We start from the raw sequence: 13,754 nt of genomic DNA, 5'->3' as shown, positions 1-13,754 counted from the left end.
CTGGACACTGTCAGCAACGCGGTTTGGGAAGAGTTGGATCAGCCTTGCCCAGAAGATCGCAATGACCGCAAGCCGATGATCACGTCTCTGCGTCGCAACTTGCAACGCGAGCACATCCAACGTTTGGTGGATTTGGTTTTGGAAGAAGGCCAAGACACTGCCGCGTACCATCCCATCAGCAACTTGGCTCGCATGCAATTGCGAACCTTGGCCAGCCGAATGGGTTCGACCATTGAAAAGTGTGGCAACAAAATGGACGCGTATAGCCTGGCTCACTTGACCGAGTGCAAGGAACGAGTCGAGCGTGCGTTGGAGGCTGGTTACACCTATGGCGGTGGCAATTCTGGCGGTCCGCTCATGATGATGCTGATGGGCCAGGAATCGATCTCGCCTTCTGTCGAAGATTGATCCAAGGTCGATGAACGTGAATCGCAACAGCCTTCTCATTTCGATGAGAAGGCTGTTTTCGTTGAAAGGTGGATGCGAACCGGCTGCTCACTGGCCAAGGTGAAGAATGTTAAGTCGCTCAGCGGTCGGTCGGTCGAATGTGCCCAGGTTGGGCGAATACGTGATCGTGGTGAGCAATGCAGTGAAACGCTCGATCTTGGGATGCAAGTGTTCTTCCAAGATGCTCGTGATCGCGTGATTCAACTGCGTTTCTGGATCACCGGAGTAGATCGATGGTTCTGGAACCACGTCGACAGCCTCGAAGACATCTTCCATCCAACCGTCGATGGCAATCGCTGACACACCAAGCGAAACCAACTTAATGCAGTCGTCCACCGACGCGACTTGTTGGTTTTCCCATCGCGGCGGTGTCAGCCAAAGCGGCGGGATTGTGGTTTGTTGAAGCAGTTGGTGCAGCAGTTCCGCGAATTGCAGTCCAGAGACTGAGATTTGGCCGGCTCGAATGAGCAGACCGTCGGCTGGGACGGCCAGCAGCGTTTCGCGGTGTTGCCAAAGCCATTCCGGTGTGACGCTTACCAAAACAGCGGCTTGAGGGGCGAGCCGCCTGAGTTGGTGAATCTTGCTGGGAAGATCCTTGAGATCCAAAATGTCTGGTGGCAGCGTGAACGCGGAAACCCAACCGCCACCTGAAAGCGGTTGTTCTTCGGGGGTCGATTCCCAACGTCGGATCTGCTCGGCACTGTAAGCAAAGCGACCGGACGAATCACGAAGAGGGGAAAGGCGAAGATCGATTGCCGTTGCGGTGTCGAATTCGTCTGCGTTGAGACCGTACCGCTCGCTCCGATAGGGAAGCAACTGCAGTGGATGTCTCGCACTCTCTGTCGCGTCCGGTTCTGTTGGGACATCGGATTCCGATTGGATTCCCAGTTCGCTGTGCAAGTACGACGTCAAAATGCCAAGTCGTTGCAGATGGCTGGCCAGGGCCTGTGCGATCGCGGGAGACCACCGGTACCACGGGGCTTCGTCCAGAAACAGACGCGTGGGAAGTTCGACGGAAGACGCACCCGTCCGTTGAATTTGAAAAGCTGGAGGCGTTGGAGGAACACCCCGTCGCCCGGCACCAAATCGAGGAGGCAGCAAGCACAGCGCATCGAGCGAACCGTCAAACATGGCAGCCTAGGGGGATGATGGAAACGACGCCGCCCATTTCAAGCGGATGCGGCAGATCACCGAATCAGATCCACCTCTCACCAGAAGTTTTCGGGGTGACGAAACACTTGTTGGGTGATCCATTGTACCCGGGGGCGGACCTGGATGGAGACCCATCACGGCCAGCAGCATCGCAGACAGGTTACCCGCCGCGAATCAACGTTCTTCCATCTCCTGGATGTACAGACGCAGCCGCGAAAGCTCATCGGTGGTGCCTTTGAGTTTCAGCATGTTTTCAACCCGCTTGGTCAACTCAATTCGGTTGACGGGTTTGCTCAAGAAGTCGTCGGTGCCCGCTTGGACGCCTCGTTCGATATCACCCAACTCGCTAAGCGCCGTGACCATCAAGATCATGATGTTGCTGGTCTTGGGATCTTCTTTCAGTTGTTTGCAAACTTCGAATCCGCTCAGCTTGGGCATCATCACATCCAACAGGATCAAATCCGGTTGAAATGATGCCACCTTGGCCAGCGTGTCTTCCCCGTCCACCGCGGTTTCCAAATCGCATTCGATGTTGACCAAGTAGGCCTCCAGCAATTCGCGGTTGGCAGTGTTGTCGTCAGCAATCAGGATCCGATGCATCCGAGGCGGCTTTCAATGGAAGGGAAGACAGGAGGAATTTGATGGGGTAAACCAGCGAAGCCGGATCAGGCAACGGTGGCGGGAGACTCAGCGGCGGCGGGGACAGGGAATGCCTGCACCATTTCGCGAATTTCGGTGCGGATGGATTCGTGAAGCGCCGCGTTGTCGGAATCGGACAACGCGTTGTAGATCCATTGCCCGATCCGTTTCATCTCGTCGCCGCCCATTCCGCGGGTGGTCAGTGCCGGCGTTCCGATTCGGATACCGGATGGATCCATCGGTTTTCGCTGATCAAACGGGATCATATTCATGTTGACGGTGATGCCGCAAGCATCGAGGACCGCTTCGGCTTTTTTGCCGCCCAGGTCCACTGCGGTGACGTCGACCAGCATGAGGTGGTTGTCGGTTCCGCCGCTGACCAATCGCAATCCGCAGCTCATCAAGGTGTCGGCCAGCGTTTTCGCGTTGTCCACCACGGCTTGTCCGTAGGCAGCGTATTCCTCGGTCATCGCTTCGGCAAAGCAGATTGCCTTGGCAGCGACCACGTGCATCAACGGTCCGCCCTGAGTGCCGGGGAACACATTGCGATTGACCAATTTCAGATGTTCGTCTTTGCACATGATCAAACCACTGCGAGGCCCACGAAGAGTCTTGTGGGTCGTCGTGGTGACGTAGTCCGCGTAGGGCACGGGGCTGTTGTGAATTTTCGCGGCGACCAACCCGGCGTAGTGGGCCATGTCGACCATCAGCTTCGCACCGACCTCATCCGCGATTTCCTTGAATCGATCGTGAGGAATTTCGCGTGGGTAAGCACTCGCACCTGCCACGATCAATTTCGGTTTGTGCTCGCGAGCCAATTTGGCGATTTGGTCAAAGTCCAATCGATGGTTGACTTCATCGACGCCGTAATTGACGAAGTTGTAGAGTCGACCGCTCATGTTCAGCTTCATGCCGTGAGTCAGGTGACCGCCTTGAGCCAAGTCCAATCCCAGCACGGTGTCGCCGACATCGAGGCAGCTCAGGTAAACCGCAGCGTTGGCTTGCGAGCCGCTGTGAGGCTGGACGTTGGCGGCTTCCGCACCGAACAGTTCCTTGGCTCGGTCAATCGCAATGGATTCCACCACGTCGACGTGCTCACAACCGCCGTAGTAGCGGCGTCCGGGATAGCCCTCGGCGTATTTGTTGGTCAGGACGCTGCCGGTTGCTTCCATGATCGCTGGGCTGGTGTAATTCTCGCTGGCGATCAATTCCAAACCGTCTTGCTGACGAGTCGTTTCGGCTTGGATCGCATCCCAAATGGCGGGGTCTTGTGACTGAATGAAGCTCATGGCAGGTCAATTCGAAGCGTATGGGGAAGAGGGCTCGTTGAAGCATTGTCGATTCCGAGCAAAAAAACGTCAATGACTGAATGAAATCACGAATCGCGGCGAATGAGCGGCTTTTTTCAGCGTATCGGCAATTCGCGAGGCAATTCCAAAGTGGGTGGATGTCCTACAATCGGGGCAGAGAAACTCTGTCCCTGGATCAGGCGGTCCAGCTATCTCGTCGATGGATGCGGCGTCATCTGTCTTCCAAAGCACAACGAATCGAACAAGGCTTGTCTTGCAATCCCAACTGACTTCTCGAGCAATGCTGTTGTGCGGATGGATGGTCTGCCTCGTCTGGACAGGGTGTGCGAAAAAAACGGCCTCGCCCGAAACGGACTCCTCGGCGAGTTCCGCCCCGATCGAATCGGAATCCGAGCCTGACCGCTCCGGAGACGAGGTTGCTCTGCAGGAGGCTGCTCTGCAGGAGGCTGGGCCCAACCAGTTGGATTGGGGGACTAGCAAGGGAACCACCTCGGTCGCGAAACCTGATCGCGGAGTTCCGCTGCTGGAGAATGGCGTCGGATCGCAAGCCTGTGTCACCTGCCATCCCAATCGCGCCCAAACTTTTTTTGAGACCACTCACGCGAAATCTTTGCGGTTGGTGGATGCCCAGCAGGAACCGGAATTGAAATCGTTTTATCACGCTCCCAGTGCCCAACGCATGAAAGTGGTGCGAGACGGCGAGCTGGTGCGTCATCAATCGTGGCAGGAACTGCCGCAGACCGATTATGTGATGCCGCTGGCCGATCATCCGATCGATCTGGTGATGGGCAGTGGTACGTTTGCCAAGTCGTATTTGATGCGTGATGGGGATGCTCTCTTGCAGGTTCCATTGTCTCTCTACACCGAGCAAGGCGAGTACGACATGTCGCCGGGGTATGACTCGCCCACGCACTTTGGTTTCTCTCGACAAGTCACGGACGACTGTTTGTTCTGTCACGCAGGGGCCTTGTCGCGGGTGGATGGCAATCGGAATGTTTCGGTTCTGCATGAGTTGGCGATTGGCTGTGAGCGTTGTCACGGTGGCGGTCGGCAACATGTTGATCTTGCAAACCAGGTCTCTGCGAATTCCAGCAATCAGACTGATTTGGGTTTGGTCCATGATTGGGCGATCGTGCATCCAGGGGAACTTGGGCGTGACGCGATGGAGTCGCTCTGTGCCCAATGTCATTTGCAGGGCGACGTTCAAATGTTCGTCCGTGGGGCGGATTCCTGGTCGTTTCGTCCCGGCAAGGATCTGGCCGCCACGCGATTGGTTTACAACGTCGGGCCGCCCGAGAAAGTGTCCGATTCGACCACGTTTGTCGGGCATTTTGGCCAGATGCACGCCAGCGAGTGTTACCTGGGCTCAGATTCTCTCACTTGCGTCTCGTGCCACGACCCTCATCAACGAGTCGATGAATCCAACCGTGAAATGATTCACCGGAATCACTGCTTGTCCTGTCACGACAACATGGATTGTGGCGAAGAGCTGACTGTGCGAATGGACGCGAACGAAAACTCGTGTCACCAATGTCATATGCCTCGATCCGAAACCGAAGTGCCTCACGTGTCGATCACTGATCACCGGATTGCCGTTCCAAAACAGAGAACCGAAGCGGAGGGATCAAACGAAGAGCTCGACGAAACGCAAACGACTGAGTTGCCGACGGCAGTCGCTTTGCTCGATCGAGCCCCGGCAGGCAGTTGGCAACGAGAACTGAACGAAGCCACCGCGATTGCGCAGTGGCTTTGGATGGGATCGGACCCCCGCTTCAACAACGTGGACGTCTTTAAGTTGGCGGCTGATCGATTGCGGTCGGCGATTCAGGCAGCCGAAGAATCTGAACGGAACCCAGATGTTGCGAACGTGTCGTTGATCGAAGCCAAGACACGGTTAGCGAGTTTACTGGATGGAGTTTTGTTGTTCCCAGAAACAGAACGTGCTGAGTTGGATGCGACGCGTCTGCGAAAGGAAAGCCAAACGCTGATGCAGTGGGTTCTGTCCGCAGAGAAACAGCCTACACCGGAGGTCCAGGTTGCACTCGAAAGCTTGGCAAATTTGGCAGCGGCGGAAGATCGGCATCTTGAAGCGTATCAACTCTATCAGCGGCTGGTGAAACGACGCCGGAACCCTGCGGATTTCTACAACTTGGGGCTGGCCTGCGGGAAGTTACATCGGTTCGGAGAAGCCGAGCAGGCCTTCATGGAATCCATCCGCATTCAACCGACCTATCCCCTGCCCTATGCTTCGCTGGCTCGGTTGTACCAAGCGATCGATCCCAGAACAGCCTCGAACTACATGCAGCTGTCACAACGTTTGCGTCTGGTGCAGCAAGGGAGTGCCAATCGCGAAAGTGAAGAACAGTAGCCAGACCAAATGTTGATGTTCGTTCACGAGGTCGGCTGAACGGGCAGTTGCTCCACTCGTAGTTTTTTTTCGAGCGAAGCCAAGACCTCGCATGCCGGATCCACGACGCCGCTTGCGATCCAAACTCGCAAGTCGTCCTCCGGTGAAATGCTGCAGGACTTCAACAACACCACTTCATTCGCATCGCATAACAACGCAGCCCACATGGCGATGGAGTCGGTTGTGGTGGACCAGTTTTCGGGCAGAGGTGCATTGGAAGCTGAGTGGTAAACCACGTCGGGACGCAAGAATTTGATCGGCGTGGGGGCTGACGTTTTCGAATCACTCAGCGGCGCCGAGTAACGCAGCCAGGCGGCTTCTGAATCGAGGATCTTCACCGGAGATAGGCGAGTGTCAGCTTGAAACGCTTCCGCGAGATGTCGCATGGAGTGTTCCAGCATCGCGACGCACTGCCAGTGAACCGTTCGCGGATCGCCCGGACGCCAGCGATCCCATTCACGCACCGCATCGATCATTTGCCCGCCACCAATGATTAGGCAATCATCAGCGGGAGGTTGCCGTCGGTACCAATGATAAAAGTCATCCAGCAGATGAGGGCGAGTCAGTAAGCTGCCGCCCAGTTTGATCACACGTCGTCTCATCGGACCTCTCGGTGGGTGTCCAACCACAAACGAGCGACGGCGAATGCGGGGGCCGAACGGGAAACTTCAGGCGTCAAACGATCACGCAAATCGATTGTGACGCAGGTGCCTGTTCGTGTGACCAAATCTTGCCCGTGTCCGCTGAGCAACAGCGTGAACTCTTCGTTCGTCTGCTCGCTGAGTCGTTCCATCCAACGTTGCAGGCTCTGATTGATTTGTGTCTGGGCTGAGGTGATGATTTGCTGAGACAACGAATCAGCTTGCTCGCAGGAAAGCTCATTCGCGTCCCAGCCAACCATCTTCGCCAGTCGTCGATGAGCCGATTGCCAGTCGCGAGGTCTCCCGTCGGCGGAGTCCAGGTCTTCGGAGGACTCAGGTTGCTGTCGCAGAATCAGTCTCGCGTCATCGATCGTTGCGAAAAATTCGTTCATGATTGGAACATCCATGCCATCGACGCGGAGGCTGTCGACGAGCGAACACACCGGCGTTCTTCGACATCCAATGTAGACCAGAGAGCCATCACGAAGCCTTTGGTGGTCGGTTTTGGCGTCGGTTGCAACGCTTCCACTCTGAAGCGGAATGACATCGGTTGTGGTGGAACCCACGTCGATCAAAATTCCATCGGTAGACACATGGTTCGCCGCCCACGAAGCCAATGCGTGCCAGTTGGATGCCGCCAAGGCATCGACTTGTGAAGGGACTTCGTCGACGCCAATGAATTTTCCGGCGGTCGAGTAGAACGCGAGCTCGGCACGACGACTGAACTGTTTTGCCGCCGACTGAACGTGTTCAGCAATGTGCGTCACGCCGTTTTGGCGGTCGGTGAAGCAATCGGCCAGCTCGCCCGTCATCGTGACTGCGATGCCATCGATCGAATCCGCATCGATTTGCAAATCCGCCAGCAACGATGCCCAGTCCGATCGCAGTTGTTCGGCGAGCGATTCCGGACGCTTCCACATTGGGAAAAATGATTCCCAAGCGGTCGCCTCATGCGTTTGTTGATTGATCAAAACCGACTTCAAGTTGGCGCCGCCGACATCGACGCCAAGGACAAACCTGGGGGATGCGTCCGGTGACAGTGAAGTCGGTTTTCTTGTCAAGGATTCTTCCATCGGTAGGCGGTCAAAGAATTCAAAGCCCGAATCAAGATCAACGGCTGGTCTGCTTCGCTAAAGACCGCCAGGTGAGCCCAGCTGTCTTCAGCGAGTTGTTGGGTGTCGAGGACTGTGAATTCATCGGGATTCGCGTCGATCAAGCGTAGTTTGCCGTCGGCACTGAGTGACAAAATACGGTTTTTGTTGCGGATCATCGACCAGTATTTGCCCACGGGAGCAGAGGTCCACTGAATCGAACCATCGTCAACCGACAAGCAAGTGAAACGTTCATTCTTGAGATGCAAGTAAACGTGGTCGTCCACCACGACAGGCGAAGACATGTAGCCTTGAGTCTTCTGGTTCCAACGCTCGTTCGCTGTCCAGGCTTGAGTCGAGTCGCCACGCTGAATGTCAAACAGTTGGCTCTTTCCGCTGTGGGCTGCTGTGAACACAGAGTCGCCAATGGCGAGCGGTGTCAGAATGTTCATGCCGCGGAAGGCTTCGATGGTTTCACGCCAGAGAACATCGCCGGACTCAATCGCCACACCACACAGCTCTTCGCGAGTCTGAACCAGCAGTTGCTCTTGATCGACGAGCGTCGCGATCGAAGGACTGCTGAACGCGCCGCGGGACATCATGTTTTCGCCGCCCGAAAGAACTGTCCAGAGAACTTCACCGGATTCCAGCGACAGTTTCGTCAGTCCCGCCCCGACTTGAACGTAGACCGATCCGTTGTGAATCAGTGGCGAACATGCCGCACCGAATGGTTGCAATGCCGAACCGGTCTCTGCTGGGAAATCAATCTTCCAGCGTTCTTTGCCTGTTTCTGTGTCCAGACAAACCAGAACATCACGCATGCCCAGCACAACCAAATACCCCGGGACGCACGCGGGTGTGGCGCGGATCCAGTCTCCGTTGGCTGCCGCGAAAAATGGCACGGACATGGAGCCATCCCATTGGTGTTCCCAACGCAACTCGCCGGTCGCAACGTCGTAGGCGGTGACGCGTTCGAATTGTTTGTTCACGGTTTCGGTCGTGAACACCAACCCGTCGACCGTGACGGGGCCGCTGTAACTCGGACCGAGATCAACCGACCAAGCTTTCTCAATGTTTCCTGTGAGCCGATCCGGCCAAGGCGTATTTTGAGCGAAGGTGCCATCGCGGTTCGGACCTCGCCACTGATTCCAACCGGTGGAGGACGCGGCATTCGGTTCAGCCGAAATCGCTGGCGTGAGCGTCACTGCGGCAGCAAGACTGAGCACTGGGACTGCAAGTAGCAGACGGGAAGCCCAAGAAAACGGAGAAACTCGAAGAGGCATGAGAGGATCCAATCAGGAAAGCGGAGGGGTCAACCAATCCATAATGCAGCGCGGGCAAGTTGCAGCCATGCTTTGCCGGCTGGATCGGACATGTCGTAGTCTTTGATCGGAATGTAGGCTTTTTCGTGATCGACGATGCGAATCGGGATCGAGGACGTTTTCGCCAATTGATTCATTCGCGAACGATTGGAGTACTGAAGCACGATGAAGCGATCGTTTGTGGTCAGCGAAACCAATCCCCATGAGGCTGCGTCCAGCCGCAGTTCGCAGAGTTCCAGCATTCGAACGGCGGGCGGTGGTGGCGAGCCGAAACGGTCTTCGAGCTCTTCGCGAATGGCCTTCACATCCTCCGCTTTCTCGATCCGAGTCATCCGGCGATACAAATCGATCTTGTGCCGTAGGTTGGGCACATAGTCTTCCGGCAGGTAGGCTTCGATCGGCAAATCGATGTCCACGTCGGCGGACAACTTAGGCGGCAGTTTTTGGGCTTGCCGGACCGCGTCTTCCAGCAGTTGGCAATACATCTCGTAGCCCACCGCGGCGATGTGGCCGGATTGTTGACTGCCCAGCAAATTCCCCGCCCCGCGAATTTCGAGGTCTCGCATCGAGATCGCGAAACCGGCACCCATCTGGGAATACTCTTCGATCGCTCGCAGGCGTTTGCTGGCTTCTGGTGTGAGTCGTTTGTTGGGCGAAACGAGCAGATAGCAGTAGGCCTGGTGTTTGTACCGACCCACTCGGCCTCGCAATTGGTGCAGATCGCTCAATCCGTAGCGATTGCCGTCGTCAATGAACATGGTATTGGCGTTGGGAATGTCCAGTCCGCTTTCGATGATCGTCGTGGCTAACAACATGTCGAATTTGTGATCGATGAAGTCGACCATGATTTGTTCGAGGGCACCTTCGACCATCTGTCCATGCCCGATCCCAATTCGAAGCTCAGGAACGATGGCTTTGATCCGAGCGGCCAGGTCGTCCATGTCCCCGATGCGGTTGTGGACAAAATACATTTGGCCGCCGCGGTTGAGTTCACGCACGATGGCGGAACGCAGCATCTTGTCATCCCAGCGAGTCACCTTGGTCACGACCGCCATTCGTTCTGCGGGTGGAGTTTCCAGGTTGCTGATGTCGCGAACACCGACCAACGCCATGTGCAGCGTTCGCGGAATGGGCGTCGCCGAGAGCGTCAGGACATCGACGTTGCTGTGCCGAGTCTTCAAGCGTTCTTTGACTGCGACGCCGAACCGTTGCTCTTCATCGATGACGACCAAGCCGAGGTTGTTGAAGTCAACGTCTTTGCTGGCGACACGGTGCGTTCCGATGACGATGTCTGCTTTGCCTCGTCGGATTTCCTTGACCGTTTCGCGTTGTTCGGCCGGTGTGCAGAAACGGCTGAGCTTGCGGATTTCGACCGGGAACTCCGCCATCCGTTCGCGGAAGGATTGATAGTGTTGTTCGGCCAAAACGGTTGTCGGGACCAACACCGCGACTTGGTAACCGGACGAGACCGCTTTGAAAGCAGCCCGCATGGCGACTTCGGTTTTGCCGAATCCGACATCGCCACAAATCAGCCGGTCCATCGGTCGCGGGGCCTCCATGTCGGCTTTCAGTGCTTCGATGGCTGACAATTGATCGGGAGTTTCCAGGTAAGGGAAACTCGCATCGAACTGACGTTGCCATTCGTTGTCCGGTGACATCGGGATGCCGAGCCGAGTGGCGCGTTTGGCCTGCAATTCCAGCAACTCGTCGGCCATGTCAGTGACCGCCGCTTCGGCTGCCTTCTTTTGATTGGTCCAACTGATGCCGCCGATCTTGGCCAGCTTGGGGCGGTTCTTCGTTCCACCGACGTACCGCTGGACCAATTGAATTCGCGAGGCCGGGACGTGGATCTTGGTCCCGCCGTCGAATTCGATGGTCAAGTGTTCTTGGTGTTGGCCGTTCTTCTCGATCGAGTTCAAACCGCGGTACAAGCCGATGCCGTGCGACAGGTGAATCACCAGGTCGCCGGGCGTGAGCTGCGTGAACGAATCGATCGGTTTGCCGCGAGTGCGTGTCTTCGCGCGACGCACAGGGCTGCGGTGGAACAGTTCGGCGCCGGTGAGCACCAAGATCTCTGCGTCGGTCAACCGGAAACCGCCACTGAGGTCAGCGACCGTCATGTGCAAGCGACCCTGTTTGGCCGCGTCGGTGTCCTCGAGCAACTCGGTCAGCCGCTGTCCATCGGCGGGAGTGTCCCCGACGACGATGACTTCGTGTCCCGCCGCGACCGAGTCGACTTTCGATTTGGTTTCATCCAATGACGTCGCAAAGCTATCCGCGCTGGCGGTGTGCAAGTCGACGACGTCCGTCGGGGCTCCTTCGGCCAGGGATGTTCCCGTGACGACTTTGTGGCTCTTCAGTTCCGAAAGCAGTTCTTTCATCGAAACGAAGCGTTCGGTCTTGGCAACTCGCGCGAGCAGAGCGTTGGACGATTGATGGCAATCCGATGGATCGATCACCAACACCACGGTGTCTTCGGGCAAGTAGTCGACAATCGTGGCTTCGGCCCCCACGGTGTCATCGACGACGAGGTCCAGCGGTTCGTCGTTGTTCTCTTCTTCCGCGAAGGGGCTTTTGACGGGCTGGGTTCCGATCGCAGCAAGTTCGACCTTGCTGAGCGTTTAGCTGCTCCGCTGCGTGGCGGCGTCGAATCGGCGGATGGATTCGATTTCATCGTCGAACCACTCGATTCGAATTGGCTGAGGTTGGTCCGGTGAATAGACGTCGAGCAATCCACCGCGACTGGCAAATTCGCCCGGCACTTGGACCGCCGTCACCGCCGCGAATCCGGCTTCGGCCAACCAACGGCGGATCACCTCCGGATCGACGATGTCACCAACCGCCAATTCGCGAGTGGCCTTCTCGAGACTCGTGACCGACGGCACCCGCTGGATGGCGGCTCCGATATAGGACGTCACGACCAGCGGTTTGGGCGAGTGTTGATCGCGGGCGCGAAGTCGCTGCAGCACTTGCAATCGCGCTGCGTAATCTGCGTCGCGGATGGAGCTGCCGGTTCCGTCGCCGGCCGACAGCGGCAAAGCGACGACGTCTTCGATCCCAAAGGATGAAACGTCGCCAGCAACAATGTCGGCGTCGACGGCTTGCGGAAGCAGGACCAGCACGTGCGGGTGATGGCGCGTCAGTGTGGCGGCCAGCAAGCCTCGGATCCCGCCCCATACACCTGAAAACGCCAGCGGAACAGGATCATTCGACTTCTTCGCCTTCCGATTGGGCGTCCGCCCCAAGACCTCGCCCAGCCCAACTTTCGCGTCCAGGATGGCCGGGACATCGCGAAGGGATCGCAGCTTTTGCGTGGAAGCGTTTTTCGAAGCGGTGGGCACGGCGAACGAGACCTGGATGAAATCGGGGTGCAAAACAGCCTCCGGTGACGAAAGCTGCCATGAAAACGTATCTTGATCGTAGTTTTTCGCCTACCTCAGCGATCCCCACCCTGTTTCCTCGCACAGAAAAGACAAACAACATGAGCATCGGTATTGGCATCGTCGGCGCCGGAATGATCTCCAATTTTCATGCCAAAGCCATCGCGGATTCCACGAATGGGCACTTGGTGGGGTGTTACAACCGCAACACCGAGCGAGCCGAAGAATTCGTGGCCAAGCACGGCGGCCGCGTTTTCAAAACACTCGAGGAAATGCTGGCCGATCCCGAAATCGGTGCCGTTTCTGTCTGCACACCCAGCGGGGCTCACGCCGAACCAGCGATCCAGGCCGCCGAAGCTGGCAAGCACGTGATGATCGAAAAACCGCTTGAGGTCACTCAGGAACGTTGTGACCAAATCATCGAAGCCTGCGAAAAAGCCGGTGTGCAACTGGGCGTTACCTTTCAAAGCCGTTTCCACGAATCTTCGCGGCTGATGAAAAAGGCGGTTGAGGAAGGCCGGTTTGGCAAAATCACGATGGGCGACGCCTACGTGAAGTGGTATCGCAGCCAAGAGTATTACGACAGCGGCGCGTGGCGAGGAACCTGGAAACTCGACGGCGGTGGAGCCTTGATGAACCAAGCCATCCACTCTGTCGACTTATTGCTGTGGTTGATGGGCGACGTCAGCGAAGTCTCCGCGATGGCATCGACGATGACTCACGAACGCATCGAAGTCGAAGACATCGTCGTCGCAACACTGAAATTCAAAAACGGTGCTCTGGGAGTCATCGAAGCCACCACGACGACTTATCCCGGGGCGCTGAAACGAATCGAGATCGGCGGCAGTGAAGGCAGCGCGATACTGGAAGAGGAAGACCTCACGCAGTGGGAATTCGCCAACGAAACCGATGAGGACGAAGCCATCCGAAAACGCATGGCTGGCATGACGGAAACGGGCGGTGGAGCAAGCGACCCGTCCGCGATCGGGCACCACGGTCACACCGCCGTTTTCAACGATTTTCTCGATGCGATCACGGAGGGAACCAGCCCGCAGATCCATGGCACCGAGGGCCGACGAAGTGTGGCGTTGATCAACGCGATTTACGAAAGTGCACGCACGGGCAAGACGGTCCAGCTATAACGGTAGGGGACCGTACGACGGACTCCCGAGTCCGTCGCTGCCAATGACTTACGACGGACTTGGAAGTCCGTCAAACCCAAGGTCGATGGCAGAATGATGCACTGGAACACATTCCGCATCTTCCCCCCCCCCTTGCCCCCCCGCCCCCCCCCCCCCCCAAAAAACCCACTTTTTTTTGTGGGGGGGGGGGGGGGCCGCCCCCGTTGGGGGGCCGGGCCGTTGG

The 13,754-nt window shown here is 57.0% G+C and carries 8 protein-coding genes and 2 pseudogenes; 3 read left to right on the top strand and 7 right to left on the bottom strand.

What is annotated here, in order from left to right:
• Nucleotides 1-408, top strand: a pseudogene (locus tag ACF8AM_RS14050) (hypothetical protein); the annotation flags it as partial.
• A gap of 87 nt (nucleotides 409-495) precedes the next feature.
• Here the strand turns inward: ACF8AM_RS14050 and ACF8AM_RS14045 are convergent.
• The 3 genes from ACF8AM_RS14045 to glyA all read right to left on the bottom strand — a co-directional run bounded on the left by ACF8AM_RS14045 (nucleotide 496) and on the right by glyA (nucleotide 3,527).
• Complete coding sequence (locus tag ACF8AM_RS14045) at nucleotides 496-1,578, bottom strand: hypothetical protein (protein ID WP_392556237.1); 1,083 nt, start codon at nucleotides 1,576-1,578, stop codon at nucleotides 496-498.
• 195 nt (nucleotides 1,579-1,773) lie between these two features.
• Nucleotides 1,774-2,199: a response regulator gene (locus ACF8AM_RS14040; protein ID WP_392556236.1), complete on the bottom strand. Its 426-nt coding sequence runs from the start codon at nucleotides 2,197-2,199 to the stop codon at nucleotides 1,774-1,776.
• Between the two features lie 65 nt (nucleotides 2,200-2,264).
• The gene (gene glyA / locus ACF8AM_RS14035; RefSeq protein ID WP_392556235.1) at nucleotides 2,265-3,527 is read right to left on the bottom strand and encodes a serine hydroxymethyltransferase; all 1,263 of its coding nucleotides are present in this window, start codon (nucleotides 3,525-3,527) and stop codon (nucleotides 2,265-2,267) included.
• Between the two features lie 274 nt (nucleotides 3,528-3,801).
• On the opposite strand from glyA, the gene ACF8AM_RS14030 reads away from it, so the two are divergent.
• Complete coding sequence (locus tag ACF8AM_RS14030; RefSeq protein WP_392556234.1) at nucleotides 3,802-5,916, top strand: multiheme c-type cytochrome; 2,115 nt, start codon at nucleotides 3,802-3,804, stop codon at nucleotides 5,914-5,916.
• A 23-nt stretch (nucleotides 5,917-5,939) separates the two neighbouring features.
• Here the strand turns inward: ACF8AM_RS14030 and ACF8AM_RS14025 are convergent, their stop codons facing one another.
• From ACF8AM_RS14025 to mfd, 4 genes and pseudogenes are all read right to left on the bottom strand, one after another.
• A complete protein-coding gene (locus ACF8AM_RS14025; protein WP_392556233.1) occupies nucleotides 5,940-6,557 on the bottom strand; it encodes an aspartate kinase in 618 nt (205 codons plus the stop codon).
• Entirely contained in the window at nucleotides 6,554-7,669 is a 1,116-nt protein-coding gene (locus tag ACF8AM_RS14020) for a hydantoinase/oxoprolinase family protein (RefSeq protein WP_392556232.1), read from the bottom strand. The genes ACF8AM_RS14025 and ACF8AM_RS14020 overlap by 4 nt, the downstream gene beginning before the upstream one ends.
• Nucleotides 7,654-8,970 carry a PQQ-binding-like beta-propeller repeat protein gene (locus ACF8AM_RS14015; RefSeq protein ID WP_392556231.1) on the bottom strand — a complete coding sequence of 439 codons (1,317 nt, stop codon included), beginning with the start codon at nucleotides 8,968-8,970 and terminating at the stop codon, nucleotides 7,654-7,656. Before ACF8AM_RS14015 ends, ACF8AM_RS14020 begins: the two co-directional genes overlap by 16 nt.
• Before the next feature lie 29 nt (nucleotides 8,971-8,999).
• Nucleotides 9,000-12,350 (bottom strand): annotated as a pseudogene (mfd, locus tag ACF8AM_RS14010) (transcription-repair coupling factor).
• 140 nt (nucleotides 12,351-12,490) lie between these two features.
• On the opposite strand from mfd, the gene ACF8AM_RS14005 reads away from it, so the two are divergent.
• Nucleotides 12,491-13,531, top strand: coding sequence for a Gfo/Idh/MocA family protein (locus ACF8AM_RS14005; RefSeq protein WP_392556230.1), 1,041 nt, complete (start codon nucleotides 12,491-12,493; stop codon nucleotides 13,529-13,531).
• Nucleotides 13,532-13,754 lie beyond the last annotated feature (223 nt).

Source organism: Rhodopirellula sp. JB055, assembly GCF_043100905.1.
Lineage (GTDB): Bacteria > Planctomycetota > Planctomycetia > Pirellulales > Pirellulaceae > Rhodopirellula.
This window is presented reverse-complemented; position numbering and strand designations above follow the sequence as displayed.